The 23,548-nt window shown below is 64.4% G+C and carries 24 protein-coding genes; 16 read left to right on the forward strand and 8 right to left on the reverse strand.

Annotated elements, in window-relative coordinates; all coding sequences use genetic code 11:
* Window positions 1–369 precede the first annotated feature (369 nt).
* A complete protein-coding gene (locus VC352_RS22485; RefSeq protein ID WP_322981730.1) occupies window positions 370–711 on the forward strand; it encodes a PilZ domain-containing protein in 342 nt (113 codons plus the stop codon).
* 83 nt (window positions 712–794) lie between these two features.
* Here VC352_RS22485 and flhA read toward each other — a convergent pair whose 3' ends face one another.
* The 7 genes from flhA to VC352_RS22520 are packed head-to-tail and all read right to left on the reverse strand — an operon-like array spanning window position 795 to window position 7,058.
* Window positions 795–2,891 (reverse strand): flagellar biosynthesis protein FlhA, encoded by a 2,097-nt coding sequence (gene flhA, locus VC352_RS22490; RefSeq protein ID WP_322981731.1) that lies wholly within the window; start codon window positions 2,889–2,891, stop codon window positions 795–797.
* Between the two features lie 3 nt (window positions 2,892–2,894).
* On the reverse strand, window positions 2,895–4,025 hold the full coding sequence (gene flhB, locus VC352_RS22495) for a flagellar biosynthesis protein FlhB (protein ID WP_322981732.1): 1,131 nt from the start codon (window positions 4,023–4,025) through the stop codon (window positions 2,895–2,897).
* Entirely contained in the window at window positions 4,018–4,812 is a 795-nt protein-coding gene (gene fliR / locus VC352_RS22500; RefSeq protein WP_322981733.1) for a flagellar biosynthetic protein FliR, read from the reverse strand. Before fliR ends, flhB begins: the two co-directional genes overlap by 8 nt.
* Window positions 4,813–4,815: 3 nt before the next feature.
* Window positions 4,816–5,088, reverse strand: coding sequence for a flagellar biosynthetic protein FliQ (locus VC352_RS22505; RefSeq protein WP_322981734.1), 273 nt, complete (start codon window positions 5,086–5,088; stop codon window positions 4,816–4,818).
* A 13-nt stretch (window positions 5,089–5,101) separates the two neighbouring features.
* A complete protein-coding gene (gene fliP, locus VC352_RS22510) occupies window positions 5,102–5,857 on the reverse strand; it encodes a flagellar type III secretion system pore protein FliP (RefSeq protein WP_322981735.1) in 756 nt (251 codons plus the stop codon).
* The gene (fliN, locus tag VC352_RS22515) at window positions 5,854–6,222 is read right to left on the reverse strand and encodes a flagellar motor switch protein FliN (RefSeq protein ID WP_322981736.1); all 369 of its coding nucleotides are present in this window, start codon (window positions 6,220–6,222) and stop codon (window positions 5,854–5,856) included. Before fliN ends, fliP begins: the two co-directional genes overlap by 4 nt.
* Window positions 6,219–7,058: a FliM/FliN family flagellar motor switch protein gene (locus VC352_RS22520; protein ID WP_322981737.1), complete on the reverse strand. Its 840-nt coding sequence runs from the start codon at window positions 7,056–7,058 to the stop codon at window positions 6,219–6,221. The genes fliN and VC352_RS22520 overlap by 4 nt, the downstream gene beginning before the upstream one ends.
* A 474-nt stretch (window positions 7,059–7,532) precedes the next feature.
* Here VC352_RS22520 and VC352_RS22525 point away from each other — a divergent pair, with 474 nt between their 5' ends.
* The 14 genes from VC352_RS22525 (at window position 7,533) to VC352_RS22590 (ending at window position 20,752) form a co-directional block, all read left to right on the forward strand.
* Window positions 7,533–8,942, forward strand: coding sequence for a sigma-54 dependent transcriptional regulator (locus tag VC352_RS22525; protein WP_322981738.1), 1,410 nt, complete (start codon window positions 7,533–7,535; stop codon window positions 8,940–8,942).
* A gap of 12 nt (window positions 8,943–8,954) precedes the next feature.
* The gene (locus VC352_RS22530) at window positions 8,955–9,290 is read left to right on the forward strand and encodes a flagellar hook-basal body complex protein FliE (protein ID WP_322981739.1); all 336 of its coding nucleotides are present in this window, start codon (window positions 8,955–8,957) and stop codon (window positions 9,288–9,290) included.
* Between the two features lie 19 nt (window positions 9,291–9,309).
* Window positions 9,310–11,025: a flagellar basal-body MS-ring/collar protein FliF gene (gene fliF / locus VC352_RS22535; protein WP_322981740.1), complete on the forward strand. Its 1,716-nt coding sequence runs from the start codon at window positions 9,310–9,312 to the stop codon at window positions 11,023–11,025.
* Complete coding sequence (locus VC352_RS22540; RefSeq protein WP_322981741.1) at window positions 11,000–12,070, forward strand: FliG C-terminal domain-containing protein; 1,071 nt, start codon at window positions 11,000–11,002, stop codon at window positions 12,068–12,070. The genes fliF and VC352_RS22540 overlap by 26 nt, the downstream gene beginning before the upstream one ends.
* A 1-nt stretch (window position 12,071) precedes the next feature.
* On the forward strand, window positions 12,072–12,764 hold the full coding sequence (fliH, locus tag VC352_RS22545; RefSeq protein WP_322981742.1) for a flagellar assembly protein FliH: 693 nt from the start codon (window positions 12,072–12,074) through the stop codon (window positions 12,762–12,764).
* Window positions 12,765–12,779: 15 nt separating this feature from the next.
* A complete protein-coding gene (gene fliI / locus VC352_RS22550; RefSeq protein ID WP_322981743.1) occupies window positions 12,780–14,096 on the forward strand; it encodes a flagellar protein export ATPase FliI in 1,317 nt (438 codons plus the stop codon).
* Window positions 14,093–14,518 carry a flagellar FliJ family protein gene (locus VC352_RS22555; RefSeq protein ID WP_322981744.1) on the forward strand — a complete coding sequence of 142 codons (426 nt, stop codon included), beginning with the start codon at window positions 14,093–14,095 and terminating at the stop codon, window positions 14,516–14,518. The genes fliI and VC352_RS22555 overlap by 4 nt, the downstream gene beginning before the upstream one ends.
* A gap of 76 nt (window positions 14,519–14,594) precedes the next feature.
* Window positions 14,595–14,876, forward strand: coding sequence for a flagellar biosynthesis anti-sigma factor FlgM (flgM, locus tag VC352_RS22560; protein WP_322981745.1), 282 nt, complete (start codon window positions 14,595–14,597; stop codon window positions 14,874–14,876).
* Complete coding sequence (gene flgN / locus VC352_RS22565) at window positions 14,873–15,319, forward strand: flagellar export chaperone FlgN (RefSeq protein ID WP_322981746.1); 447 nt, start codon at window positions 14,873–14,875, stop codon at window positions 15,317–15,319. Before flgM ends, flgN begins: the two co-directional genes overlap by 4 nt.
* A 226-nt stretch (window positions 15,320–15,545) precedes the next feature.
* Window positions 15,546–16,097 carry a chorismate--pyruvate lyase family protein gene (locus tag VC352_RS22570; protein ID WP_322981747.1) on the forward strand — a complete coding sequence of 184 codons (552 nt, stop codon included), beginning with the start codon at window positions 15,546–15,548 and terminating at the stop codon, window positions 16,095–16,097.
* Between the two features lie 208 nt (window positions 16,098–16,305).
* On the forward strand, window positions 16,306–17,199 hold the full coding sequence (gene ubiA, locus VC352_RS22575; protein WP_322981748.1) for a 4-hydroxybenzoate octaprenyltransferase: 894 nt from the start codon (window positions 16,306–16,308) through the stop codon (window positions 17,197–17,199).
* A gap of 101 nt (window positions 17,200–17,300) precedes the next feature.
* Window positions 17,301–17,990: a phosphate regulon transcriptional regulator PhoB gene (gene phoB, locus VC352_RS22580; RefSeq protein ID WP_322981749.1), complete on the forward strand. Its 690-nt coding sequence runs from the start codon at window positions 17,301–17,303 to the stop codon at window positions 17,988–17,990.
* A gap of 48 nt (window positions 17,991–18,038) precedes the next feature.
* Window positions 18,039–19,349, forward strand: a complete 1,311-nt coding sequence (gene phoR / locus VC352_RS22585; RefSeq protein WP_416340228.1) for a phosphate regulon sensor histidine kinase PhoR — start codon at window positions 18,039–18,041, stop codon at window positions 19,347–19,349.
* A gap of 62 nt (window positions 19,350–19,411) precedes the next feature.
* Window positions 19,412–20,752, forward strand: coding sequence for a hemolysin family protein (locus tag VC352_RS22590; RefSeq protein WP_322981750.1), 1,341 nt, complete (start codon window positions 19,412–19,414; stop codon window positions 20,750–20,752).
* Between the two features lie 20 nt (window positions 20,753–20,772).
* Here VC352_RS22590 and VC352_RS22595 read toward each other — a convergent pair whose 3' ends face one another.
* Window positions 20,773–21,633, reverse strand: a complete 861-nt coding sequence (locus VC352_RS22595) for a DMT family transporter (RefSeq protein WP_322981751.1) — start codon at window positions 21,631–21,633, stop codon at window positions 20,773–20,775.
* A gap of 330 nt (window positions 21,634–21,963) precedes the next feature.
* Here VC352_RS22595 and VC352_RS22600 point away from each other — a divergent pair, with 330 nt between their 5' ends.
* Window positions 21,964–23,457, forward strand: a complete 1,494-nt coding sequence (locus VC352_RS22600) for an acetyl-CoA hydrolase/transferase family protein (RefSeq protein WP_322981752.1) — start codon at window positions 21,964–21,966, stop codon at window positions 23,455–23,457.
* Window positions 23,458–23,548 lie beyond the last annotated feature (91 nt).

Below are 23,548 nucleotides of genomic sequence, written 5' to 3' on the forward strand. Positions count from 1 at the left end.
ATGTGAGAGTAGGTCATCGTCAAGCTCCTATACGAAACCCCAGATCGCCTAGCGGTCTGGGGTTTCTTCTTTGTGCGCCGGAAAATGATGCATGGCACTGACAGCACTGGCCGCTGAAGTGCCGGTCAGAGATTCGTCGCGCGCCTTCGCGCCTTTGGTTGGTGCGCTGACAGGCTTCGCGAGCAGAGCTCGCTCCTACAACTTCTCCGCGTCAGCATTGGCTTTGGATTTAAGTGCCTGCTCGCTATGGTCGTCCTGTTCTGATGAATCACAGGTCATCAATGCGCGACTTCCTTCTGAACGATCTCGATTGATGACTCCTGATCCTTGCGATCCAATCAGGCGTGGCGAGCACTAAGGCATTCTCCTATGCGTCAATCGAGTCGTATCACCTTCCGCTCCACTTTCCGCATCAAGATCAGTGATCGCGAGCGCGACACCTTGATCGGTTACGCCGGCGACGTTTCCGAGTGCGGGATGAAGTTGCTTGGGGACGAGCCCATCGAACCTGGGAGCGAGCTGAAGTTGCGGGTCAGGATGCGCGATCGTGATGGTGAGATGCGCCAGGTGGACGTCGATATGGTCTGCCAGTGGTCGCAAGAGAATGTGCGTACCGGTTTCTTCGAGGCCGGGTTGGCGTTGCTGGGTGAGTCGGCCGACTACATCGACCTTATCGAGGGTATGCGCAAGGGACGCAAGGAGCAGGCGTAGTCGCTGCTCCAGGTATTTGCCGGGAGGTGTAGTGCGGCACGCTGAGTCAGCCCAGCCCTGCCGCTTTACTTACGGACTTTCCTTTAGCCCAGCGTGCCGAGGATATTCACCCCGACGCGATCTGGAATCTCGTTCTGCGAAAGCACATGCAGCCCTGGGCTGAAGACGCGCGCATAGCGGGCCAGTAGCGGGCGCAACTGCGGCATCACGGTAAGGATCGGCGGGTGGCCGTCCTTGCGCAGTTTTTCCTTCACCACCGGCATGGTGTTCTGCAACTGATTGAGCAGACTGGGTTCGACCGGGATATTGTCCAGGCTTACCGGGCCAGCTTGCTGCGCGATGGCCAGGGCATTGAGCAGCGTATTCTCCAGTGCATTCTCGAGGATGAACACCGACAGCTCCTGGCGCTCTCCGGCAATCATGCTGACGATGCTGCGGCGCAGGGCATAGCGCACGTCCGACGCCAGCAGCACGGGATCCTTGGTCGACTCGCTGGCTTCCAGCAGGGTCGTGGCGATGGTCACGATGTCCTTGAGTGGCACCTGCTCCTGCAGCAATTGACGATAGACGCGATGCTGCTGGGTGTAGCTGAGCTGGCTCTTCAGGCTTTCGGCGAGCTTCGGTGCCTGAACCTGCAGGCGTTGCATCAGGTGGTCGACATCGTCGTGCTTGAACACGTCGGGCAGGTGTTCGCGGATGACTTTGTTCAGGTGCGTGGCGATCACGCTGGCGCAATCGATCACCTGATAACCGAGGTTGAGCGCGCGCGACTTGTCCTCCGGGTGGATCCACACCACCTGCATGCGGTACGCCGGGTCGATGCCGAGGATGCCATCGATCTCGCCATACAGCTCCGGTGATGGAATGGCCATCATGCGGTCAGCGTGCAACTCGGCGCCGTCGATCTTCTCACCGTTGATCTGGATGCTGTATTGCGATGCCTTCAGGCGCAGGCTGTCGCGAATGTGCACCTCCGGCAGGAGGAAGCCGAGGCTCTCTGACAGGGTCTGGCGCACGCCGCGCACGCGCTGGGTCAGCGGTGCACCGGCTGCTTCATTGACCAGCCCGACCAATTTGTAGCCCAGCGACACCGAGAGCCGCTCGACCAGAGGGATGTCCTCCCACAGCAGGTTCTGCGCGCGCTCCTGCTCCATCGCCTTGCCCAGGGCTTCCACCTGTTGCAGGTCGGCTGCCTCCTTGGGCGGGCCGTTGCGCGCGACCGTCCAGCCGATGAAGGCGACCAGCGCGGCGAAGCTGATGAACGCCAGGTGCGGCATGCCCGGCACCAGAGCCAGGGTGAACAGAATACCGGCCACCGTGTAGAGCAGAGCGGGCTGGGCCAGCAGTTGGCGATGCACCTGGTCGGTGATCTCCGACGACTCGTTGACCCGGGTGACGATGATCGCCGCCGCCGTGGACAGCAACAGCGCCGGAATCTGCGCCACCAGGCCATCACCGATGGTGAGCAGGGCGTATTGCTTGAAGGCGTGGCTGGCATCGAGGTCATAGATGAACATGCCGATGGCGAAGCCGCCGAACAGGTTGATCAGCAGTACCAGAATGCCGGCGATGGCATCGCCGCGGACGAACTTCGAGGCGCCGTCCATGGCGCCGTAGAAGTCGGCTTCCTTGGCCACTTCCGAGCGGCGGCGCTTGGCTTCGTTCTGGTCGATCAGGCCGGCGTTGAGGTCGGCGTCGATGGCCATCTGCTTGCCGGGCAGGGCGTCCAGGGTGAAACGCGCGGTGACCTCGGAAATACGCTCGCCGCCCTTGGTGATGACGATGAAGTTGATGATCATCAGGATCACGAACACCACCAGACCGACGATGAAGTTGCCGCCGATCACCACTTCGCCGAAGGACTCGATCACCTTGCCCGCCGCACCGGTGCCGGTATGGCCCTCGAGCAGCACCACGCGCGTGGAGGCGACGTTCAGGCACAGGCGCAGCAGGGTGGTGATCAGGATCACCGTGGGGAACAGGGAGAAGTCCAGCGGGCTCTTCGACGACACGCTGACCAGCAGCACCAGGATCGCCATGGCGATGTTGAAGGTGAACAGGGCGTCGAGCAGCACGGGTGGCAACGGCAGGATGACCATGGCCAGGATCGACAGGATCATCACCGGAATGCCGATGCGGCCGCTGCGGAAGGTGGGCGCGAGTTGCTGCAGAAGGTTCATGAATCAGCCCCTGTTGGCCAAGCTGTCGGGAATCGGAAGGTTGTTCGCCAGTTGTGGCTTGCTTCTGCGGCCCTGGCGCCAGGCCTTGAGCTGCAGGATGTAGGTCAGCACGTGGGCTACGGCGGTATACAGCGGTGCCGGGATCTGCTGGTTGACCTGGGTGGTGAAATAGATGGCACGCGCCAGTGGCGGAATCTCCACCATTTCCAGTTCGTGTTTCTGCGCCATCTGGCGCATGTACAGGGCGGTTTCGTCGACGCCCTTGGCCAGTACGAAAGGTGCCTGGGCCTTCTTGCTGTCGTACTTGAGGGCCACGGCGTAGTGCGTCGGGTTGGTGATGATCACGTCGGCCTTCTTGATCACCCGGCTGATCTGCCGTTGCAGCATCTGCCGCTGCAACTGCTTGATGCGCGCCTTGACCTCCGGGCGGCCCTCCTGGTTCTTGTGCTCCTCCTTGCGCTCCTGCTTGGTCATGCGCATTTTCTTGAGGAAGAAGAAGCGCTGCAGCGGGATGTCGATGAAGGAGAACAGCACGAAGATCAGCAGCAGGCAGAGGATCAGATTGAAGGTCAGATCCAGCGCCGCGCTGATCGCCTCGACCACGCTGGTGCGCTGTAGCGCCATCAATTCGGGCATGGCGCTGCGCACCAGCAGATAGCCCACGCCCAGCAGCACCAGCACCTTGAGGATCGATTTGAGCAGCTCGCTCCAGTTCTGCGCGGAGAAGATCCGCCCCAGGCCGGTGATGGGGTTGAGCTTGCTCAGCTTGGGTGCGAAGTTCTTCGAGGAAAACACCCAGCCGCCGGGGATCAGCGACAGCACCACCACCAGCAGCGAGGTGAGCAGCAGCGGCGCGAGCAGCTTGATGAATACCAGCATGTTGTAGCCGAGCAGGGTATCCAGGTCATCCAGGCCGATCTCACTGTGGCCGAACTGGATATAGGAGAGGCGGAAGCTGTCGTGCAGGCCTTCCATGAACATCCCGGCGCACAGTTTGAGGATGAACAGCGTGGCCAGCAGGGAAATGGTGGTCGCCAGATCCTTGGAGCGCGCGACCTGGCCGTCCTCCTTGCTCTTCTTGAGTTTGTGCGCGGAGGCCTCTTCGGTCTTTTCCTGGCTGCTGTGCTCAGACATTGCCGCCCTCGCGCAGGATCACGCCGATGCCGTTGAGCAGCTCGCGGGTCAGATGCAGATAGTTGTCGGGCAGATCCGGCAGCGTCAGATACACGCACAGCAGGCCCATCAGGATGCTGATGGGAAAGCCCAGAGAGAACAGGTTCATCGCCGGCGAGATGCGGTTGAGCAGGCCGAAGCAGAACTGCACCAGGGTCAGGCAGAAGACGATGGGCAGGGTCACCAGCACGGCGGCTGCCAGCACCCAGGCGAAGGCCTGCACGAAGCTCTGTGCGCCCAGGTAATGCAGGCCGCTGCCCACCGGCCAGAACAGGAAGCTCTGGTACAGCACGCTGACCGTCAGCAGATGGCCGTCGATGGCGAAGAACATCAGCACCAGGACGATGAAGTACAGCTGATAGAGGATGGACGAGGACGACACACCGTTCACCGGGTCGTTGTAGCGCGCCATGCTCATGCCCATCTGCGTCGACACCACCTCGCCGACCAGCATGAAGATGGTGAACACCAGTTGCAGGGTCAGCCCCAGCAGCACGCCGAAGCTGATCTGCTCCAGGGCGGTGAGCAGCCCCTTGAGCGACAGCGGATCGATCAGCGGCATGTCCGGCAACGAGGCGCCGAGTGCGACGGTCAGTGCCAGGGCGAGCAGGATGCGTACGCGCACCGAGACCGCGCGGTGATTGAACAGCGGCGCCATGCTGAACAGCGCCAGGATGCGGCAGAACGGCCACCAGTAGGCCTGCAGGCTGGTGAGGTAGCTGGTGGCGTGCAGCACGGGGTCGGACATGGTTCAGCCCACCAGATGCCCGGCCTGCCTGAAGGTCTCGATGAACAGGTCGCTGAGGGTACGCAGAATCCAGTGCCCGGCGAAGATCAGCATGCCCAGGGTGATCAGCAGGCGTGGCAGGAAGCTGAGCATCTGTTCGTTGATCTGCGTGGCCGCCTGGAAAATGCTCACCAGCAGGCCACCGAGCAGGCTCGGCACCACCAGCACACAGACGATCAGCCCAGTGATATAGACGGCGTGAGCCACCAGCTCGGCGGCATGTTCGGGCGTGAGCATCGCGCGGGCCTCGCTAATAGGGCTGGATACTGGTGGTAAGGGTGCCGATCAGCAGCGTCCAGCCATCGACCAGCACGAACACCATCAGCTTGAAGGGCAGCGAGATCATCATTGGCGACAGCATCATCATGCCCATCGCCATCAACACGCTGGCCACCACCAGGTCGATGACCAGGAAAGGCACGAAGATCATGAAACCGAGCTGGAAAGCGGTCTTCAGCTCGCTGAGGACGAAGGCCGGCAGCAGCAGGGCGAAATCCAGTTGGGCCAGATCGTCCGGCATTTTCTCGCCGGCCAGGCTGACCATGGTTTCCAGCGAGTTCTTGTTGGTCTGCGCCAGCATGAAGCGGCTGATGATCCGCTTGCCTTCGCCCAGGCCCTGCTCGAGGCTGATCTCGTCGGCCTCGAAGGGCACGTAGGCCTGGGTGTACATCTCCTGCCACACCGGGCGCATCACCAGCAGCGTCAGGCACAGGGCGATGCCGATGAGGATCGGGTTGGGCGGGCTCTGCTGCAGGCCGATGGCCTGGCGCAAGATGGCTAGGACGATGATGAAGCGGGTGAAGCAGGTCATCATCATCAACATCGCCGGGAGGAAGCCCAGCAGCGTCATCACCAGCAGGATCTGCAGCTTGACGCTCAGGGTCTGGCCGTTCTCGGTGTCGTTGAAGTTGAACAGGGTGATGTCGCCACCGGCGGCCTGGGCCAGCAGCGGGCAGCCCAGGGCTACCAGCAGCAGGGCCGTGTGCAGCAGGCGGCGAGCGATCATGCGCCGATCCCGTTCAGGCCGGTGCCGGACAGCTCGACGATGCGCAGGCCGTAGTTGCCGTTCATCACCACCACTTCGGCCTTGGCGAACAGCGCGCCGTTGACCTTCACGTCGAGCGGCTCGCCGGCCAGCTTATCCAGTGCGATGACGCTACCGGCATCGACGTCCATCAGTTCCTTGAGGGAGATCTCGGTGGAGGCCACTTCCAGCGTGACGTTGACCGGGATCTTGCCGAAGAAGCTCAGATCCTGATGCGGCAGGGTCGCTGCGGGCTCGGCGGCGGGCTCGCTGAAGGACTCGTCGCCGCTGAGGCCGGCGTCGTTGATCAGGCTGTCGAAATCGTTATCGGAAATGGAGCTGCTCATGGGGTCTTCACGCTCTCAAGAGATGTCAGGAACAGGGAGCCGTCCTCTTCGAAGATGACGCCGCGAAACAACTTCTGCTGGTTGATCTGCACCTCGCAACGCTCCAGCAGGCGCATGCTCAGCACGTCGCCCGGACGCAGGGCGAGCACCTGCGACAGCGGCATCTGCAGGTTGGCCACCACGCAATCCAGGCGCACCGGCAGTTCGCGGATCTGGTTCAGCGAGTTGCCGCTCTGCGAGGCGGGTGCCGGCGGCGTCAGGCGGCTGGTCAGTTCGTCGACCAGTTGGGTATCCAGATAAATGAAGATCGATGCCTGGCTGCCGGTGATGTGGCTGGTGAAGTGGAACTGCGCCACGTATTCCCAGACCGCCTCGTCGTAGGCGTTGTCATGAGGTTCCAGCTTGCCGAAGGTGCTGCCGGCGAGGATCGAGCGGGCGAACAGCTGGGTCACGTCCATGCCCAGGCGCGTGCGCATGCGTTGCTCGGAGGTGCTGATCGGCGGCGCTTCGTGGTTTGGCAGGCAGGTGCCACCGTAGTAGCACTCCAGCGCTTCGGTCAGCAGAGGACGGTCGATGGAGAAACCGACCTTGCCATACGGCGAGCGATAGACGCATTCGGCGTCCAGTTCTACCGCTTCGTGAACTTCGACCTTGAGCAACTCCAGATTGATTCGGTAGTTGCGCAGGAAATAGTCGCTGATGATCCGCGGATACTTGCTGGAAAGCTCGCGAATATAGTGAGGAATCTTGTGGTAGTGCCGGCCGAGTTTCTGCGGTTTCAACCGGGTCAGACTGTCGGCGGGCACGCCATGATGGACTTTTTTAATGCCAGTCATGTTGTGGGCTGTATTCCTGGTTGTAACGGCGTGGGCCACCGAAGATGCCCAGCGGGCAGCGCAGGCGACATTGACAGGCAACCAAGCGGGTGTCGTGAACGTGACGACCCAGGCGCCAGAATCATCCTGGCAGCAGCGCGCAGGCCAGTGATGACGAGGGGGAGTCTAGGGGGCGAGGGGGCGGGAAATTAAATCAATAGATATCAAATGCTGTTTTTGATGGCAGCTGGGGCGCATTGACAGCAATTAACGCAAAGTAATTCGGCGGTTTTCTGTGCGCTTGTTAACGTCCGCGCCGTGACTTGCCGCGCAGAAACGAAGAGGGTCGCCGAGGTGCCCCTGTTGACCATCAAGAGCGACGGAAAGTTTCGAAAGATTAAGGGGCCGAGTGAAAAAAATCTGTCACCGAGTTGGCAGTTTCAAACGCTGGGTCGAATGAATCGACTGGCAGATAAAGACAACGGGTGATTTACCTTGAAGCACTCAACTCAAACGGTAAGTTACGCCTGCGAGGAACTGTTCGCGCAACAGTTGCAGCAGCCACATATTGTCGTGATCGGTCAGGCCGACGCCGCCAGCGAGCGCCTGTTGACCGGTGGTCTGCAGCGTCAGGGCTTTCCGGTGCGGCGCTTTGCCAGTTGCCTGGAACTCGACCCGTCGGCACTGGAGGGGGCCAGCCTGGTGCTGGTGTTCGTCAGCAGCCTGGCGGGCAATACCTTGTATGCCCAGGTCGGGGCGATCCTGCGCCAAGGCGGGCGCGTGGGTGTGGTGCCCGTCGTCGAGTATGCCGACCAGGAAAAGGCCGCCGCCTTGCTAGAGCTGGGCTGCGTCGATTACCTGCTGGCGCCGTTCAGCGAAGCGCAACTGAGCGCGCTGCTGCGCCGTCAGGAGTCGGCCAGTACGGGCGAGGAGGGCTTCGTCTCCTGCTCGCAGGCCGGTCGCCGCCTGCTGGCGATGGCCCAGCGCGTCGCCATGACCCGCGCGCCCATTCTCATCACCGGCGAAACCGGTACGGGCAAGGAGCTGATGGCGCGCTATATCCACCGCTTCTCGGCACAGGACGGTGCGCCCTTCATCGCCGTGAACTGCGCGGCGATTCCCGAGCAGATGCTCGAGTCCATTCTTTTCGGCCATGAGAAAGGCGCCTTTACCGGCGCGGTGAGTGCCCAGCCGGGCAAGTTCGAGCTGGCCAATGGCGGCACCCTGCTGCTCGACGAGATTGGCGAACTGCCGCTCGCGCTGCAGGCCAAGCTGCTGCGCGTGTTGCAGGAGCAGCGCGTCGAGCGCCTGGGCGGGCGTCGGGAAATCACCCTGGACGTACGCATCATTGCCGCCACCAACCGTGATTTGCAGCAGGAAGTGGCCGAGGGGCGGTTTCGCGCCGACCTGATGTTCCGCCTCGACGTGCTGCCGCTGCACATCAGCCCGCTGCGCGAGCGCAAGGACGACGTGCTGCCGCTGGCGCGCCGCTTCATCCGTCAGTACGCCCCGCACGACGCTGGTCAGGAGTTGCTCACCGAGGACGCCTGCCGTGCGCTGTTGGCGCATGATTGGCCGGGCAACGTACGCGAGCTGGAGAACTGCCTGCAGCGTGCCCTGGTGCTGCGCAACGGCCTGTACATTCAGGCGCAGGATCTCGGCCTGGCCGTGCCGCCAGCTGCCAGCCTGGAGCCGACCCTGCGTATGCAGCCGCAGGCGCTAGAGGGTGGCAAGGCGGCGTTGCGCGCCAGTGGCAAGTGGGCCGAATACCAGCATGTCATCGACACCATCCGCCGTTTCGGCGGGCACAAGACCAAGGCTGCCGAAAGCCTGGGCATGACCCCGCGCGCATTGCGCTACCGCCTCAACGCCATGCGCGAGCAGGGCGTGCAGATTCCCGTCTAGGAGAAGCGAAGGATGAACTCGATCAGCCAGGTACAGCAGGATCTGCTGGGCCGCATGGAACAGCTCAAGAGCCTGAGCGATGCGGCGGTCATCAAGCCGGCGCAGGACTTCGCCACCCAGCCGGGGCAGCCCGGTTTCGCGGTGGCCTTCGATGAGGTGGTGCGCGCTGTCGACAGCCAGCAGCACGCTTCCAGTGCCGCCATGGCGGCGGTGGACAGTGGCAAGAGCGATGACCTGGTTGGCGCGATGATCCAGAGCCAGACGGCCAGCGTTTCCTTCAGTGCCCTGATGCAGGTGCGCAACAAGCTGGCCACGGCCTTCGACGACATCATGAAGTTGCCGCTGTAAGCGGTTCGGAGAGCCTCGCGTGCTGCAGACCATCAAGAGCAAGCTGCCCGTCGGCGGCCTGAAAATCGATCCGCGCATCGCCCTGTTCGGCCTGGCCGCCGTCGCCGCCTTGCTGGCGGTCAGCGTGGTGTTCTACCTCTGGCGTGACTCGGGCAGTTTCCGCCCGCTCTATGGTGCCGGCGAAGCCTATCCGGCGGCCGAGGTGATGCAGGTGCTCGATGGCGACGCCATCAGCTACCGCCTGCATCCGCAGAGCGGCCAGGTGCTGGTGCGCGAGGATCAGCTCGGGCGCGCACGCATGCTGCTGGCGGCCAAGGGCGTGCAGGTCAAGGTGCCGGCCGGTTATGAACTGTTCGACAAGGACGAGCCGCTGGGCACCAGCCAGTTCGTCCAGGACGTGCGCCTCAAGCGCAGCCTGGAGGGCGAGCTGGCGCGTACGGTGATGGCGCTCAAGGGCGTGCAGGGCGCGCGCGTACACCTGGCGCTGCAGGAAAGCAGTTCCTTCGTGGTCGGCAAGCGCGAACCGGGCAAGGCCTCGGTGATGCTGCAACTGGCACCGGGCTACAAGCTGGCGCCGGAGCAGGTCAGTGCCATCGTCAATCTGGTGGCTGGCAGCGTGCCGCAGTTGGACGCCGCCAACGTGCAGGTGGTCGACCAGTACGGCGCGCTGCTCTCGCGTGGCATCGACACCCTGGGCGGGCCGTTGCAGAACTGGCAGGTGGTCGACGATTACCAGAGCAAGGCCGTGGCCAATGCCGAGTCGGTGCTGGCGCCGATTGTCGGTGGCGGCAACTACCGCATCAGCGTGTCTGCCGATATCGATTTCAGCCAGAAGGAAGAAACCTTCCAGGCCTATGGCGAGAACCCGCGCCTGCGCAACGAAGTGCTGCGTGACGAAAGCGTGCTCGATCAACTGGCGCTCGGCGTGCCCGGCTCCCTGGCCAACCGCCCGCCGCCCGCTGCCAATGCCCAGGGCAACCAGGGCGCCAACGCCGCCAATGCAGCCAATCAGCAGCAGGGCCAGGCCGGCGCGCAGGGCAACAACGCCAACCAGGCCGCGACCTCGCTGCGCAAGGAATCCAACCGCCAGCTGGACTACGACCAGAGCGTCACCCACGTCAAATACGCCCCTTTCAGCCTGCGTCAGCAGAGCATCGCCGTGGTGCTCAATGCCGCTGCCGCCCCCGAGGGCGGCTGGACGCCGGAGGCGCGCACCGAGATGGAGGCGATGATCAAGACGGCAGTCGGTTTCAACCAGGCCCGTGGCGATCTGCTCACCCTCAGCGTATTCCCCTTCACCGCCGACAGCATGGGCGAGTTTGGCGCCGATGGCCTGGCCTGGTGGGAAAACCCCAAGGTGCATGACCTGGCCAAGCTGGTCGTGTTCGCCCTGATCAGCGTGCTGTTGCTGCTGATGGTGGTGCGCCCTGCCGTGCGCAGCCTCAGCCAACGCAGCCTGGCCACGCCGGTGGCGGCCACGGATGACGATGCGCTGGCGCTGCAGGGCGAACGCAGTGGTGAGCGTCTGCTGGCCCGCGTGGGTGACGACGCCCCGGGCGCGCGCATGCTGAGCGAGCTCAGCCCGCTGTCGGAAATTCGCCTGCCAGCCCCGGGTTCGGGTCTGGAAATGCAGATCGAACACCTGCAGATGCTGGCCAAGAACGATCCCGAGCGCGTCTCGGAAGTCATCAAGCAATGGATAGGGCGCAATGAAAGAGACCTCAAACCAGCCTGAAGGCCGTAGCGGCGCAGCGTCCACCGCCAAGGAAATGCGCCTGCGCGTGCAGAACCGTGCGCTCAGCTCGTCCGAGCAGGCGGCCATCCTCATGCTGAGCATGGGTGACGAGATCTCCGCCGGCGTGCTCAAGCACTTCTCGCGCGAGGAGATCGTTGCCATCAGCCAGGCCATGGCGCGCCTGTCCAACGTCAAGCAGCCGATGGTGTCCGACGTCATCGGCCGCTTCTTCGACGACTACAAGGAGCAGAGCAGCATCAAGGGCGCCTCGCGTGGCTACCTCGACGGCATGCTCAGCAAGGCGCTGGGCAGCGAGATCACTCGTTCGCTGCTCGATAGCATCTACGGCGAGGAGATCCGCGCCAAGATGGCCAAGATGGAATGGCTCGACCCGAAGCAGTTCGCAGCGCTGATCGCCAAGGAGCACGCGCAGATGCAGGCGGTGTTCCTCGCCTTCCTGCCGCCGGGCATGGCCAGTGAGGTGCTCGAATGCATGCCCAAGGAACGCCAGGACGAGCTGCTTTACCGCATCGCCAACCTCAGCGAAGTGAACAGCGACGTCATCGCCGAGCTGGAGCAACTGATCGAGCGCAGCCTGGCGGTGCTTAGCACCCAGGGCTCGCAGGTGCGCGGCATCAAGCAGGCGGCGGACATCATGAACCGCTTCAAGGGCGACCGGACGCAGATGTTCGAGCTGCTGCGCGCCCACGACGACCAGTTGGTCGAGCGCATCGAAGACGAAATGTACGACTTCTTCATCCTCTCGCGGCAGAACCAGGACGTGCTGCAGGCGCTGCTCGAAGCCGTGCCGCTGGAAGAGTGGGTGGTCGCCCTCAAGGGCGCCGAGCCCGAGCTGGTGCGCGCGATCCAGGGCGCCATGCCCAAGCGCCAGGCGCAGCAGATGGAGTCGATCAACCGGCGCCAGGGCCCGGTGCCCCTGAGCCGCGTCGAGCAGGTACGCAAGGACATCATGGCCGTGGTGCGCGAGATGTCGGCCAACGGCGAACTGCAGGTGCAACTGTTCCGCGAACAGACGGTGGAATGAGATGACGGTCAAGATGATCAAGGGTGACACCCGCCACTGGCGCCCCTACCGCTTCCCGCCGCGCATCAGCCAGGCATCCGCGGACTGGAGCGCCGACCCGGCCGGCCTGCAGCGGGCCATCGCCGATGGCTTCCAGGAAGGTATCGAAAAGGGCTACCAGGACGGCCTGCAGCAGGGCGAGGAAGCCGGGCGCCAGGCTGGCTTCGAACAGGGCCGTGACGAGGGCGTACGCCAGGGCCGCGAAGAAGGCCGCAGCGAAGGTCGGCGTGAATTCGAGCAGGCCGCGCAGCCGCTGCAGCAGATCAGCGAGAAGGTCGAGCAGTACCTCGGCGAGCTGGAGCACAAGCGCCGCCAGGAACTGCTGGAGCTGGTGAAGAAGGTGGCGCAGCAGGTCATCCGCTGCGAACTCACCCTGCATCCGACGCAGTTGCTGGCGCTGGTCGAAGAGGCTCTGGCCAGCATGCCGGGCGAGCCCGAAGACGTGCAGGTACTGCTCAGCCCCGAGGAATACGCGCGGATCAAGGCCGTGGCGCCGGAGCGTGCGGCGAACTGGAAGCTGGTCGCCGACGAGCGCCTGGCGCTGGGCGAGTGCCGCGTGGTCACGCCGCAAGCCGAGGCCGATGTCGGTTGCCAGCAGCGTCTGGATGCCTGCATCGACACCCTGTCCGAACACCTGCATTTGACCGAAGCCTGAGCCGGGGCCGCCACGATGCTCGACTACAAACTCGACGAAGCGCTGCGCTCGCTCGATGGCGTGCAACTGGCCAAGGTGGCGGGGCGCCTGGTGCGGGTCTCTGGCCTGTTGCTGGAAAGCCTCGGCTGCCAGCGCAGCACCGGCCAGCGTTGCCGCGTCGAGCAGGCCGATGGCAGTCTGCTCGATGCCCAGGTGGTCGGCTTCAACCGCGATATCACCTATCTGATGCCGTTCAAGAAGCCGATTGGTCTGGCCGCCGGCTCGCGGGTATTCCCGGCCAAGGACGAAGCCGTGCTGCAGATCGACGAGTCCTGGCTCGGCCGTGTGGTCAACGGCCTCGGCGAGCCGCTGGACGAGCGCGGCAAGCTCAATGGCCGCGACCCGCTGCCGGTCGAGCTGCCCACGGTCAACCCGCTCAAGCGGCGCCCCGTGGAAGAGGCACTGGACGTTGGCGTACGCGCCATCAATGGCCTGCTGACCCTGGGCAAGGGCCAGCGTGTCGGCCTGTTCGCCGGCTCCGGGGTGGGCAAGAGCGTGCTGCTGGGGATGATCACCCGGCAGACCAAGGCCGATGTGGTGGTGGTCGGCCTGATCGGCGAGCGCGGCCGCGAGGTGCAGGAATTCATCCTCCATTCGCTTGGCGAGGAAGGCTTGCGCAAGGCGGTGGTGGTAGTGGCGCCGGCCAACGAGTCGCCGCTGATGCGTCTGAAGGCCACCGAGTTGTGCCACAGCATCGCCGCCTATTTTCGCGATCAGGGCCAGGACGTGCTGCTGCTGGTCGACTCGCTGACCCGCTACGCCATGGCCCAGCGCGAAATCGCCCTGGCCCTTGGCGAGCCGCCGGCGACCAAGGGCTACCCGCCGTCGGTGTTCGGCATGCTGCCGGAGCTGGTGGAAAGTGCCGGCAATGGCGAGAGCGGCAGTGGCAGCCTCAGCGCCATCTACACCGTGCTGGCCGAGGGCGACGATCACCAGGATCCGATCGTCGACTGTGCCCGCGCCATCCTCGATGGCCATATCGTGCTGTCACGGCGCCTGGCCGATGTCGGCCACTACCCGGCCATCGACATTGCCGCCTCGGTCAGCCGCTGCATGAGCCAGGTCGGCCAGCCCGCGCACCTGGGCGCGGCGCGGCAGTTCAAGGAGTTCTACAGCACCTTCGAGAAGATCAAGGAGCTGATCCCGCTGGGCGGCTATACACCCGGCATGGACGCCAAGACCGACCGTTCGGTGCAGTTGGCGCCGAGCCTCGAACGCTTCCTGCGCCAGGAGGTCGGTGCCAGTGCCGAGCTCGGCGCCAGCATCGCCACCTTGCAGAGCATCATCAAATGAAGCAGCAGATCGAGGTACTCGGGCGCCTGGCCAGCCTGCGTGGCAACAAGGTGCAGCAGATGCTTGGCCGCGTCGCCTATCAGCAGAACCTGTGCCAGCGCTATCGCAACAACATTGCCGGCCTCAGCCGCCTGTGCGGTTTTACCGTACCGATGACTACGCCGCTGCAGCGTGACAACCAGCAGCGCTACAAGGCCACGCTGTACAAGATGGTCGAGCTGCAGCGCCGCGAGCTGGCGCTGGCCGAGGAGAACCTGGCGCGCATCCAGCGCGAGCTGCTGGCGGCGATGCGCAGCGAGAAGGTCATCACCCAGTTTCTCGAGAGCAAGATGGGGCAATGGCAGGATGAACTTGCCCGCCAGGAGCAGAAGATTCAGGATGGCCTGGCCACGCAGGCCTGGTGGCGTAGCCAGGTCGGCTAATTTTTTCATCGCGGCGCTTAAGTGCAGGCGCGGCGCGGTCGCTCTTAGGCCATAACCCCACGAGTTGGATGCAATCATGGAAATCAGCCGGCACCTCAAGCCCAGCCTCAACCTGCCCAGCGACGCGCCGGCGCAGGTACAGAGCGTCAGCGCGCAGCCGAGCGCCAGTTCCGCACGCGCTGCAGCCAGCGCCGAGCCCCGTCTGGAAGAGCTGCAATCGGCCCTGCGCAGCCTGCCGGAAGTCGATATGGACAAGGTCGCTACGCTCAAGGCTGCCCTCGCCCGTGGCGAGTTGCTCAGCGATCCGCAGGCCCTGGCCGGCAGCATGCTCACCTACCACAGCGGTAGCGATGCGTGACCAACGCGCGTGAGCAACAGTTGCTACAGGTGGTCGAGCAGGATCTGCACCAGGACTGCTCGGACTACCTGACCCTGCGTGGCCTCATGCAGGAGCTTTATCAGCAGTTGCTCAAGCGTGACAGCCAGCAGATCGATCTGCTCAACGAACAGATCCTGCCTTTGGTGGATCAGGCCAAGCAACGCGCCGAGCGGCGCAGCAAGGTGCTCATGGCCTTGCGCCTGGGCGCTGGCCATAGCGGCATGCACAAGCTGCTGGCGCGTTACCCACAGGCGCAGCGCAACAACCTCGAACTCACCTGGCAGCAACTCGGCCAACTGGCCGGACAGTGCAAACGCCTCAACGAGCGCAACGGCAAGTTGCTGGCGATGCATCACGAGATTCTCGAACAACTGCTCGGCGAGCCGGGCGCCGGTCAGCTGTACTCGCCACAGCCGTATTGAGTGGTTTGGCCCTTCAGGGGCGGCGTCCGCATGAGACCAAGCTGAACGCCGTTGGTGGGCTGAAGCCCACCCTACCGGTCTCAGCCTTGTAGGATGGGCTTTAGCCCACGCGGATCCGGATTGTCGCCCGGCCCACGCAATGCCCCTGACGCTCATGTCCCGGCCTCAAAGCGCCTGCCGCGCCGTGCTAGACTCGCCCGCTTTCGCTCTGTGGTGATTTCTCTTCGTGCCTCACGCCGCCCTTGCTCATCCGCCGCGCTGGCTGACCCATGCTCAGCTGCATCCACAGCCTGTTGCCGGTGTGCGCGAGTGGCTGTTCAACGAGGATTCTCTGACCCGACGCCTGACGGACTTGTCCCGCAATGGCTTTTCCGTTGTGCCGCTGGACGAAGGCTGGCAGCGCCTGCGCCTGGATGAATGTGCCGCGCTCGGCGTGGCCGATGGCAGCCAGGGCTGGGTGCGCGAGGTGTACCTGCGCGGCCATGAGCAGCGCTGGGTATTCGCCCGCAGCGTCGCCGCACGTAGCGCCCTGGAGGGTTCCGGGCTGAACCTGGCCGAGCTGGGCAGCCGTTCGCTTGGTGAGTTGTTGTTCAGTGATCGCGCCTTCGATCGGGGCGAGCTGCAGGCCTGCCGTTATCCCGCCGCCTGGCTGCCGGATGCTGTGCGCGAAGAGTGCCTGTGGGCGCGGCGTTCCTGCTTCAGCCGGGGCGCGTTGGGCGTGCTGGTGGCCGAGGTGTTCCTCCCGGACTTCTGGCGGGCGGCGGGTATCGAGGCTTAGGGCGCAGGTTATGCCTGATGCCTATTGGGCCATGGCGTACGGTTTCGCGACGACTGCATGGATGCAGGAGGTAGAGCGACGCAGTAAGCCAAAGCCGAGTACGTTCTCCGCGTTGAAGCGCTTGCTGTAATGGTGGATGGATAAAGCGCCATCCACCCTACGCCGGCAAGCCCCGTATAATCCGCGCAACCTGCACGGAGACGCCGCGATGTACACCCGCCTGCTGCAATCGACCACCCGCCTGCACCCGCGCGCCTGGGACTTCATCCAGCTGATGCGCCTGGAAAAGCCCATCGGCATCTACCTGCTGCTGTGGCCGACGCTGTGGGCGTTGTGGGTGGCGGCAGAAGGGATGCCGAGCGCGAAGAACCTGTTCATCTTCGTCGCCGGGGTGATCCTCATGCGCGCCGCCGGCTGCGTGATCAACGACTACGCCGACCGCAATTTCGACGGCCATGTCAGCCGCACCAAGGCTCGTCCGCTGGCCAGCGGCAAGATCAAACCGCGCGAGGCGCTGGTGCTGTTCGCCGTGCTGGTGGCGCTGAGCTTCGTGCTGGTGCTGTTCACCAATACCACTACCATCTGGCTGTCGTTCGGCGGCCTGGCCCTGGCCGCCTGCTACCCCTTCATGAAGCGCTACACCTTCTACCCGCAGGTGGTGCTCGGTGCGGCCTTTTCCTGGGGCATGCCGATGGCCTTCAGTGCCGTCACCGGCGAGCTGCCACCGCCCGAGGCCTGGCTGCTGTACATCGCCAACCTGCTGTGGACGGTGGCCTACGACACCTACTACGCCATGGCCGACCGCGAGGACGACCTGAAGATCGGGGTGAAATCCACCGCCATCCTGTTCGGCGACGCCGACCGCCTGATCATCGCCACCCTGCAGGGCCTGACGCTGCTCTGCCTGCTGCTGGCCGGTGCGCGTTTCGAGCTCGGCCTGTGGTTCCAGCTTGGCCTGCTCGGCGCCGTTGGCTGCTTCGTCTGGGAGTTCATCAAGACCCGCCAGCGCGAGCCGCTGGTGTGCTTCCAGGCGTTTCTGCACAACCACTGGGCGGGCCTGTCGATCTTCATCGGTATCGTGCTGGACTACGCCCTGCGCTGAGCGGCCCGAGGCTTGGAGGCGCCGTCGCTCTGTCACATCGCTGCAATAATTTCGTTATCTAATGCGGCGCAGACAGATGAACGTATAGAGGCTAAGGCCCCATGGTTGGCAAGAACATCCTGATCGTCGATGACGAAGCACCGATCCGCGAGATGATCGCGGTGGCCCTGGAGATGGCCGGATACGAGTGCCTGGAGGCGGAGAATGCCCAGCAGGCCCATGCCGTCATCGTCGACCGCAAGCCCGATCTGATCCTGCTCGACTGGATGCTGCCCGGCACCAGCGGCATCGAGCTGGCGCGCCGGCTCAAGCGTGACGAGCTGACCGGCGACATCCCGATCATCATGCTCACCGCCAAGGGCGAAGAGGACAACAAGATCCAGGGCCTGGAAGTCGGCGCCGACGACTACATCACCAAGCCGTTCTCGCCACGTGAGCTGGTCGCCCGTCTCAAGGCCGTGTTGCGCCGCGCCGGCCCCAGCGACAGCGAGGCGCCGATCGAAGTCGGTGGCCTGCTGCTCGACCCCATCAGCCATCGCGTCACCATCGACGGCAAGCCCGCCGAGATGGGGCCGACCGAATACCGCCTGCTGCAATTCTTCATGACCCATCAAGAGCGTGCCTACACCCGTGGCCAGTTGCTCGATCAGGTCTGGGGCGGCAACGTCTACGTCGAGGAGCGCACCGTCGACGTGCACATCCGCCGCCTGCGCAAGGCACTCGGTGAGGCCTACGAAAACCTGGTGCAAACCGTGCGTGGCACCGGCTATCGTTTCTCCACCAAGGGTTGACCTCCCGGCCGTATTTCTCATGCCTGCCGTACGACAAGGAAGCGCCGCATCGTGAACCAAAACTGGCGTGGTGCCGTGGTGCGCCGCCTGCTGCTGCTGATCGGCGCCTGCCTGCTGCTCGGCTTCCTCACCGGTCAATACGCCTGGGTGCTGGCCATCGGTCTGGGAATCCACCTCGCTTGGACACTGAGCCAACTGCTGCGTCTGCACAAATGGCTGCGTGAGCACCGTCCGGACGAGCCGCCGCCGGATGGCTACGGCCTGTGGGGCGAAGTCTTCGACAGCATCTACCACCTGCAACGGCGCAACCAGAAGGCGCGTGGGCGTTTGCAGGCGGTGATCGACCGCGTGCAGGAGTCCACTGCCGCGCTCAAGGACGCCGTGGTCATGCTCGACAGCCAGGGCAATCTGGAGTGGTGGAACCTGGCTGCGGAAACCCTGCTGGGCCTGAAGACCCCGCAGGACAGCGGTCAGCCGCTGGCCAACCTGCTGCGTGACCCGCGCTTCAAGGACTACTTCGAGCGTGGCAACTACGCCGATGCGCTGGAGATTCCGTCGCCGGTCAACGACCGCCGTCGTCTGCAGATCCATATCACTCAATACGGCAACCGCGAGCACCTGCTGCTGGTGCGCGATGTCACCCGGCTGTATCAGCTGGAACAGATGCGCAAGGACTTCGTCGCCAACGTTTCCCACGAGCTGCGCACGCCGCTGACGGTGATCGCCGGCTACCTGGAAACCCTGCTGGACAACGTCGAGACGCTCAATCCGCGCTGGCTGCGTGCCCTGCAGCAGATGCAGCAGCAAGGTGCGCGCATGCAGACCCTGCTCAACGATCTGCTGCTGCTGGCCAAGCTGGAGGCCACCGACTACCCCTCGGACAACCAGCCGGTGGCCGTCGACCTGATGCTGCTGTCGATCAAGAACGACGCGCAGGCCCTGTCCGGCGAGCAGCATCATCGCATCAGCCTGGAGGCCGATGCGCACCTCAAGCTCAAGGGCAGCGAGGCGGAGCTGCGCAGTGCCTTCTCCAACCTGGTGTTCAACGCGGTCAAGTACACCCCGGCCGGCGGGGAGATTCGCATCCGCTGGTGGGAAGACGAGCAGGGTGCACACCTGTCGGTGCAGGACAGCGGTGTGGGCATCGAGGCCAAGCACCTGCCACGCCTGACCGAGCGTTTCTACCGGGTCGATTCCAGCCGCGCCAGTGCCACTGGCGGCACCGGCCTTGGCCTGGCGATCGTCAAGCACGTGCTGCTGCGTCATCGTGCCCGGCTCGATATCAGCAGCGTGGTGGGGCGTGGCAGCACCTTCACCTGCCACTTCGCTCCAGCCCAGGTGGTGCGGCGCGCCCGTTGATGGCTTGCAATCGCTGCGCGCTGCCCCCAACCTAAGGCGATCATTGGCCAACCCTGACCTCCATGGATCCCTCCACGAGCCTTTCCGCTTCCACCTATCTGGCCGATTTCGGCCTCATGCTGTTCGCCCTGTTCCTGGTTCTGCTCAACGGCTTCTTCGTTGCCGCCGAGTTCGCCATCGTCCGTCTGCGCGCCACCAAGGTCGACAGCCTGGCCGAAGCCCATGGCTGGCGCGGGCGCATCCTGCGTACCGTGCACAACCAGATGGACGCCTACCTCTCGGCCTGCCAACTCGGCATCACCCTGGCTTCGCTGGGGCTGGGCTGGGTCGGCGAGCCGGCCTTCGCCGAGCTGCTCACGCCGCTGCTCGGCGCGCTGGGTGTCGAGTCGCCGCAACTGGTACACGGCATCGCCTTCTTCGCCGCGTTCTCGATCATTTCCTACCTGCACATCGTCATCGGTGAGCTGGCGCCCAAGTCCTGGGCGATCCGCAAGCCGGAGGTGCTTTCGCTGTGGACGGCGGCGCCGCTGTACGCCTTCTACTGGCTGATGTACCCGGCGATCTTCGTGCTCAACGCCAGCGCCAACGCCATCCTGCGTATCGCCGGGCAGGGCGAGCCGGGGCCGCACCACGAGCACCACTACAGCCGCGACGAGCTGAAGCTGATCCTCCATTCCAGCCGCGCCAGTAGCGACAACGATCAGGATCTGCGCGTGCTGGCCTCAGCCGTGGAGCTGGGCGAGCTGGAGGTGGTGGACTGGGCCAACTCGCGCGAAGACCTGATCTTCCTCGAACTCCACGCCAGCCTGGATCAGGTGTTCACCACCTTCCGCCGGCACAAGTACAGCCGCTATCCGATCTTCGACGAGAGCAAGGGTGAGTTCGTCGGCGTGCTGCACATCAAGGATCTGCTGCTGCACCTGTCGTTGCTGGAGATGCTGCCCTCGGCGCTCAAGCTCGGTGAGCTGATGCACCCGCTGGAGCGGGTCAGCCGCCATCTGCCGTTGTCGCAGTTGCTCGAACGCTTCCGCCAGGGCGGTGCGCACTTCGCCCTGGTCGAGGAGGCCGACGGCAAGGTGATCGGCTACCTGACCATGGAAGATGTGCTCGAAGCCCTGGTCGGCGACATCCAGGACGAACACCGCAAGGCCGAGCGCGGCATCCTCGCCTACCAGCCGGGCAAGCTGCTGGTGCGCGGCGACACGCCGCTGGCGAAGATCGAGCGCCTGCTCGGCGTCGACCTCGACCACATCGAGGCCGAAACCCTCGCCGGGCTGATCTACGACAGCCTCAAGCGCATGCCCGAGGAAGAAGAGGTGCTGGAGACCGACGGCCTGCGCATTATCGTCAAGAAGATGAAGGGGCCGAAGGTGGTGCTGGCCAAGGTGCTCAAGCTCGACTGAGGCCTCGCCAATCTGTTGCTTCAGGCCAACGCCGAGCGAGGGCGCGACGGCCGCTCGGCGAGCAGCGCTGCGGTCAGTACCAGAGCGCCGCCGAACCACTCCCCGGGGCCTAGCTGACGATCACCGAAGGCAGCAGCTGTGAGCACCGCGACCACCAGCTCAATCAGCACCAGCACGGCTGCGCGGCTGGCGTCGACGTGGCTGAAGCCATACTGCGCGGCGCTCATGGCGGTGAGCCAGAACAACCCGAACAGGCCCAGTTGCAGCCATTGCTCCGGCGCCACCGCAGGCAAGGCGATCTCCTGCTGCAGACAGAACAGCCCGCCGGTAATTGCTGCCCCGATGAAGGCGGCGAGCGCCTTGCTGGCTAGTGGCACCTGCTCGGCGGCGCGGGTGGCCAGGTTGTTGGCGGCGAAAGCGATGCCCGCCGACAGTGCCAGCCAGTCGCTGCCTTGCAGTGGGCGGAAGGTATCGGCATTGATGCCCAGAGTCAGGGCGATACCGAGCATGGCCAGCAGCACGGCACCGATGCGGCTGGCATTGAGCTGTTCGCCGAGCAGCAAACGGCTGCCCAGCAGGCTCCAGACCGGCGCCAGGTAGAACAGCAGCATGGCGCGCACCACATCGCCTTCGGACAACGCACCGACCAGCCCCGCGGTAGCCCAGCCGCCACACAGGCAGACTACGGCCAGGGCGCGGCGCTGTGGCCACCAAGCGTGCCGCTGGATCAGCAACACCGGTACGGCGAGCAGGCACAGCAGGCTGTAGGTGTAGACCACCACGGGCATGCCGGACAGGCCCTGTGCAGCCAGGTGTTCCAGGGGTATCCAGCCCAGGCCCCAGAAACTGGCGCCCAGTAGCAGAACGACTTCCGGTCGCATCCCAATCTCCCATCCAGGCGCCGTCAGTGGCGGCCTGGCATCTGTTCATCGACGAGGCCCGAGGGGCCATCAGATGTCCGAGCCGAATGACTTCGGGCAGCAAGTCCGGTGCCAGTCGCGCTCAAACGCATGGATTGGGGAGAGTACCGGCGCGCTGCTCTCTTGCCGCGCACCAAAGTCATGCAGGTGCTTGGCTTTGGTGCGGGCGGCGAAAAATCCGACGAAAGGCCCGCCCTAGAGCCATCAATGCGACCTTGGTCGAGCATGCGAAGCGTCCGCGCAGGCCTAGACTGCCGCTCCTCCGTGACCCTGCCTTTCGAGGTTTTCCCGATGCATTCTGATCGCGTGCGGCTGCCTGCGCTGCTGGACAAGGTGATGACGGCGGCCGACGCGGCCGCATTGATCGAGGACGGCATGACCGTCGGCATGAGCGGCTTCACCCGCGCCGGCGAGGCTAAGGCGGTGCCGCTGGCGCTGGCCGAACGCGCGCGTCAGCAGCCGCTGAGCATCAGCCTGATGACCGGTGCGAGCCTGGGCAACGACCTCGACAAGCAGCTCACCGAAGCCGGCGTGCTGGCCCGGCGCATGCCGTTTCAGGTCGACGCCACGCTGCGCAAGGCGATCAACGACGGCCGCGTGATGTTCATCGACCAGCACCTGTCGGAAACCGTCGAGCAACTGCGCAACCACCAGTTGAAGAAGCCCGATATCGCGGTGATCGAGGCGGTGGCCATCACCGAACAGGGGCATATCGTGCCGACCACCTCGGTGGGCAACTCGGCCAGCTTCGCCATCTTCGCCGAGCGGGTGATCGTCGAGATCAACCTGGCGCACAACCCCAACCTCGAAGGTCTGCACGACATCTACATCCCCACTTACCGGCCGACGCGCACGCCGATCCCGCTGACCCGCGTGGACGACCGCATCGGCGCCACGGCGATCCCGATTCCGGCGGAGAAGATCGTCGCCATCGTCATCAGCGAGCAGCCGGACTCACCCTCCACCGTGCTGCCGCCGGACGCCGAAACCCAGGCCATCGCCGACCACCTGATCGCCTTCTTCAAACGCGAAGTGGACGCCGGGCGCATGAGCAACAGCCTCGGCCCGCTGCAGGCCGGTATCGGCTCCATCGCCAACGCGGTGATGTGCGGCCTGATCGACTCGCCGTTCGAGGGCCTGAGCATGTACTCCGAGGTGCTGCAGGACTCCACCTTCGACCTGTTCGACGCCGGCAAGCTGGCCTTCGCCTCGGGCAGTTCGATCACCCTCTCGGCGCGGCGCAATGCGGATGTGTTCGGCAATCTGGAACGCTACAAGGATCGGCTGGTGCTGCGCCCACAGGAAATTTCCAACCACCCCGAGGTGGTGCGGCGCCTGGGCATTATCGGCATCAACACGGCGCTGGAGTTCGACCTGTACGGCAACGTCAACTCCACCCACGTGGGTGGCACCAGGATGATGAACGGCATCGGCGGCAGCGGCGATTTCGCCCGCAACGCCCACCTGGCGATCTTCGTCACCAAGTCCATGGCCAAGGGCGGGGCGATTTCCAGCGTGGTGCCTATGGTCAGCCACGTCGACCACAGCGAGCATGACGTCGACATCCTCGTCACCGAGCAGGGCCTGGCCGACCTGCGTGGCCTGGCGCCGCGCGAGCGGGCGCGGGTGATCATCGACAACTGCGTGCACCCGGATTTCCGCGCCGCGCTGAACGACTACTTCGAGCGTGCCTGCCAGCGTGGCGGCCACACGCCGCACATCCTGCGCGAAGCGCTGCAATGGCACATCAACCTGGAAGAAACCGGGCGCATGCTCGCCGGCTGATGCCCAACCTCCGACTGGCTGGCCGGCGCTCGTCTGGCCAGCCGGCCTGCGATCCAGTAGGGTGTGTCTCCGCCAGCTTCCCCGGAGGTTC

This window comes from Pseudomonas sp. C11 (genome assembly GCF_034683865.1).
GTDB lineage: Bacteria > Pseudomonadota > Gammaproteobacteria > Pseudomonadales > Pseudomonadaceae > Aquipseudomonas.

What these genes read in the sequence shown, in the direction of transcription:
- fliH (WP_322981742.1), top strand. Translation starts at nt 12,072, where the DNA reads ATGACGGTCAAGATGATCAAGGGTGACACCCGCCACTGGCGCCCCTAC.
- fliI (WP_322981743.1), top strand. Translation starts at nt 12,780, where the DNA reads ATGCTCGACTACAAACTCGACGAAGCGCTGCGCTCGCTCGATGGCGTG.
- VC352_RS22600 (WP_322981752.1), top strand. Translation starts at nt 21,964, where the DNA reads ATGCATTCTGATCGCGTGCGGCTGCCTGCGCTGCTGGACAAGGTGATG.
- ubiA (WP_322981748.1), top strand. Translation starts at nt 16,306, where the DNA reads ATGTACACCCGCCTGCTGCAATCGACCACCCGCCTGCACCCGCGCGCC.
- VC352_RS22590 (WP_322981750.1), top strand. Translation starts at nt 19,412, where the DNA reads ATGGATCCCTCCACGAGCCTTTCCGCTTCCACCTATCTGGCCGATTTC.
- fliR (WP_322981733.1), bottom strand. Translation starts at nt 4,812, where the DNA reads ATGTCCGACCCCGTGCTGCACGCCACCAGCTACCTCACCAGCCTGCAG.
- phoB (WP_322981749.1), top strand. Translation starts at nt 17,301, where the DNA reads ATGGTTGGCAAGAACATCCTGATCGTCGATGACGAAGCACCGATCCGC.
- fliP (WP_322981735.1), bottom strand. Translation starts at nt 5,857, where the DNA reads ATGATCGCTCGCCGCCTGCTGCACACGGCCCTGCTGCTGGTAGCCCTG.
- fliN (WP_322981736.1), bottom strand. Translation starts at nt 6,222, where the DNA reads ATGAGCAGCTCCATTTCCGATAACGATTTCGACAGCCTGATCAACGAC.
- flgM (WP_322981745.1), top strand. Translation starts at nt 14,595, where the DNA reads ATGGAAATCAGCCGGCACCTCAAGCCCAGCCTCAACCTGCCCAGCGAC.
- VC352_RS22520 (WP_322981737.1), bottom strand. Translation starts at nt 7,058, where the DNA reads ATGACTGGCATTAAAAAAGTCCATCATGGCGTGCCCGCCGACAGTCTG.
- flhB (WP_322981732.1), bottom strand. Translation starts at nt 4,025, where the DNA reads ATGTCTGAGCACAGCAGCCAGGAAAAGACCGAAGAGGCCTCCGCGCAC.
- VC352_RS22485 (WP_322981730.1), top strand. Translation starts at nt 370, where the DNA reads ATGCGTCAATCGAGTCGTATCACCTTCCGCTCCACTTTCCGCATCAAG.
- VC352_RS22555 (WP_322981744.1), top strand. Translation starts at nt 14,093, where the DNA reads ATGAAGCAGCAGATCGAGGTACTCGGGCGCCTGGCCAGCCTGCGTGGC.
- VC352_RS22505 (WP_322981734.1), bottom strand. Translation starts at nt 5,088, where the DNA reads ATGCTCACGCCCGAACATGCCGCCGAGCTGGTGGCTCACGCCGTCTAT.
- flhA (WP_322981731.1), bottom strand. Translation starts at nt 2,891, where the DNA reads ATGAACCTTCTGCAGCAACTCGCGCCCACCTTCCGCAGCGGCCGCATC.
- VC352_RS22540 (WP_322981741.1), top strand. Translation starts at nt 11,000, where the DNA reads ATGAAAGAGACCTCAAACCAGCCTGAAGGCCGTAGCGGCGCAGCGTCC.
- VC352_RS22595 (WP_322981751.1), bottom strand. Translation starts at nt 21,633, where the DNA reads ATGCGACCGGAAGTCGTTCTGCTACTGGGCGCCAGTTTCTGGGGCCTG.
- VC352_RS22530 (WP_322981739.1), top strand. Translation starts at nt 8,955, where the DNA reads ATGAACTCGATCAGCCAGGTACAGCAGGATCTGCTGGGCCGCATGGAA.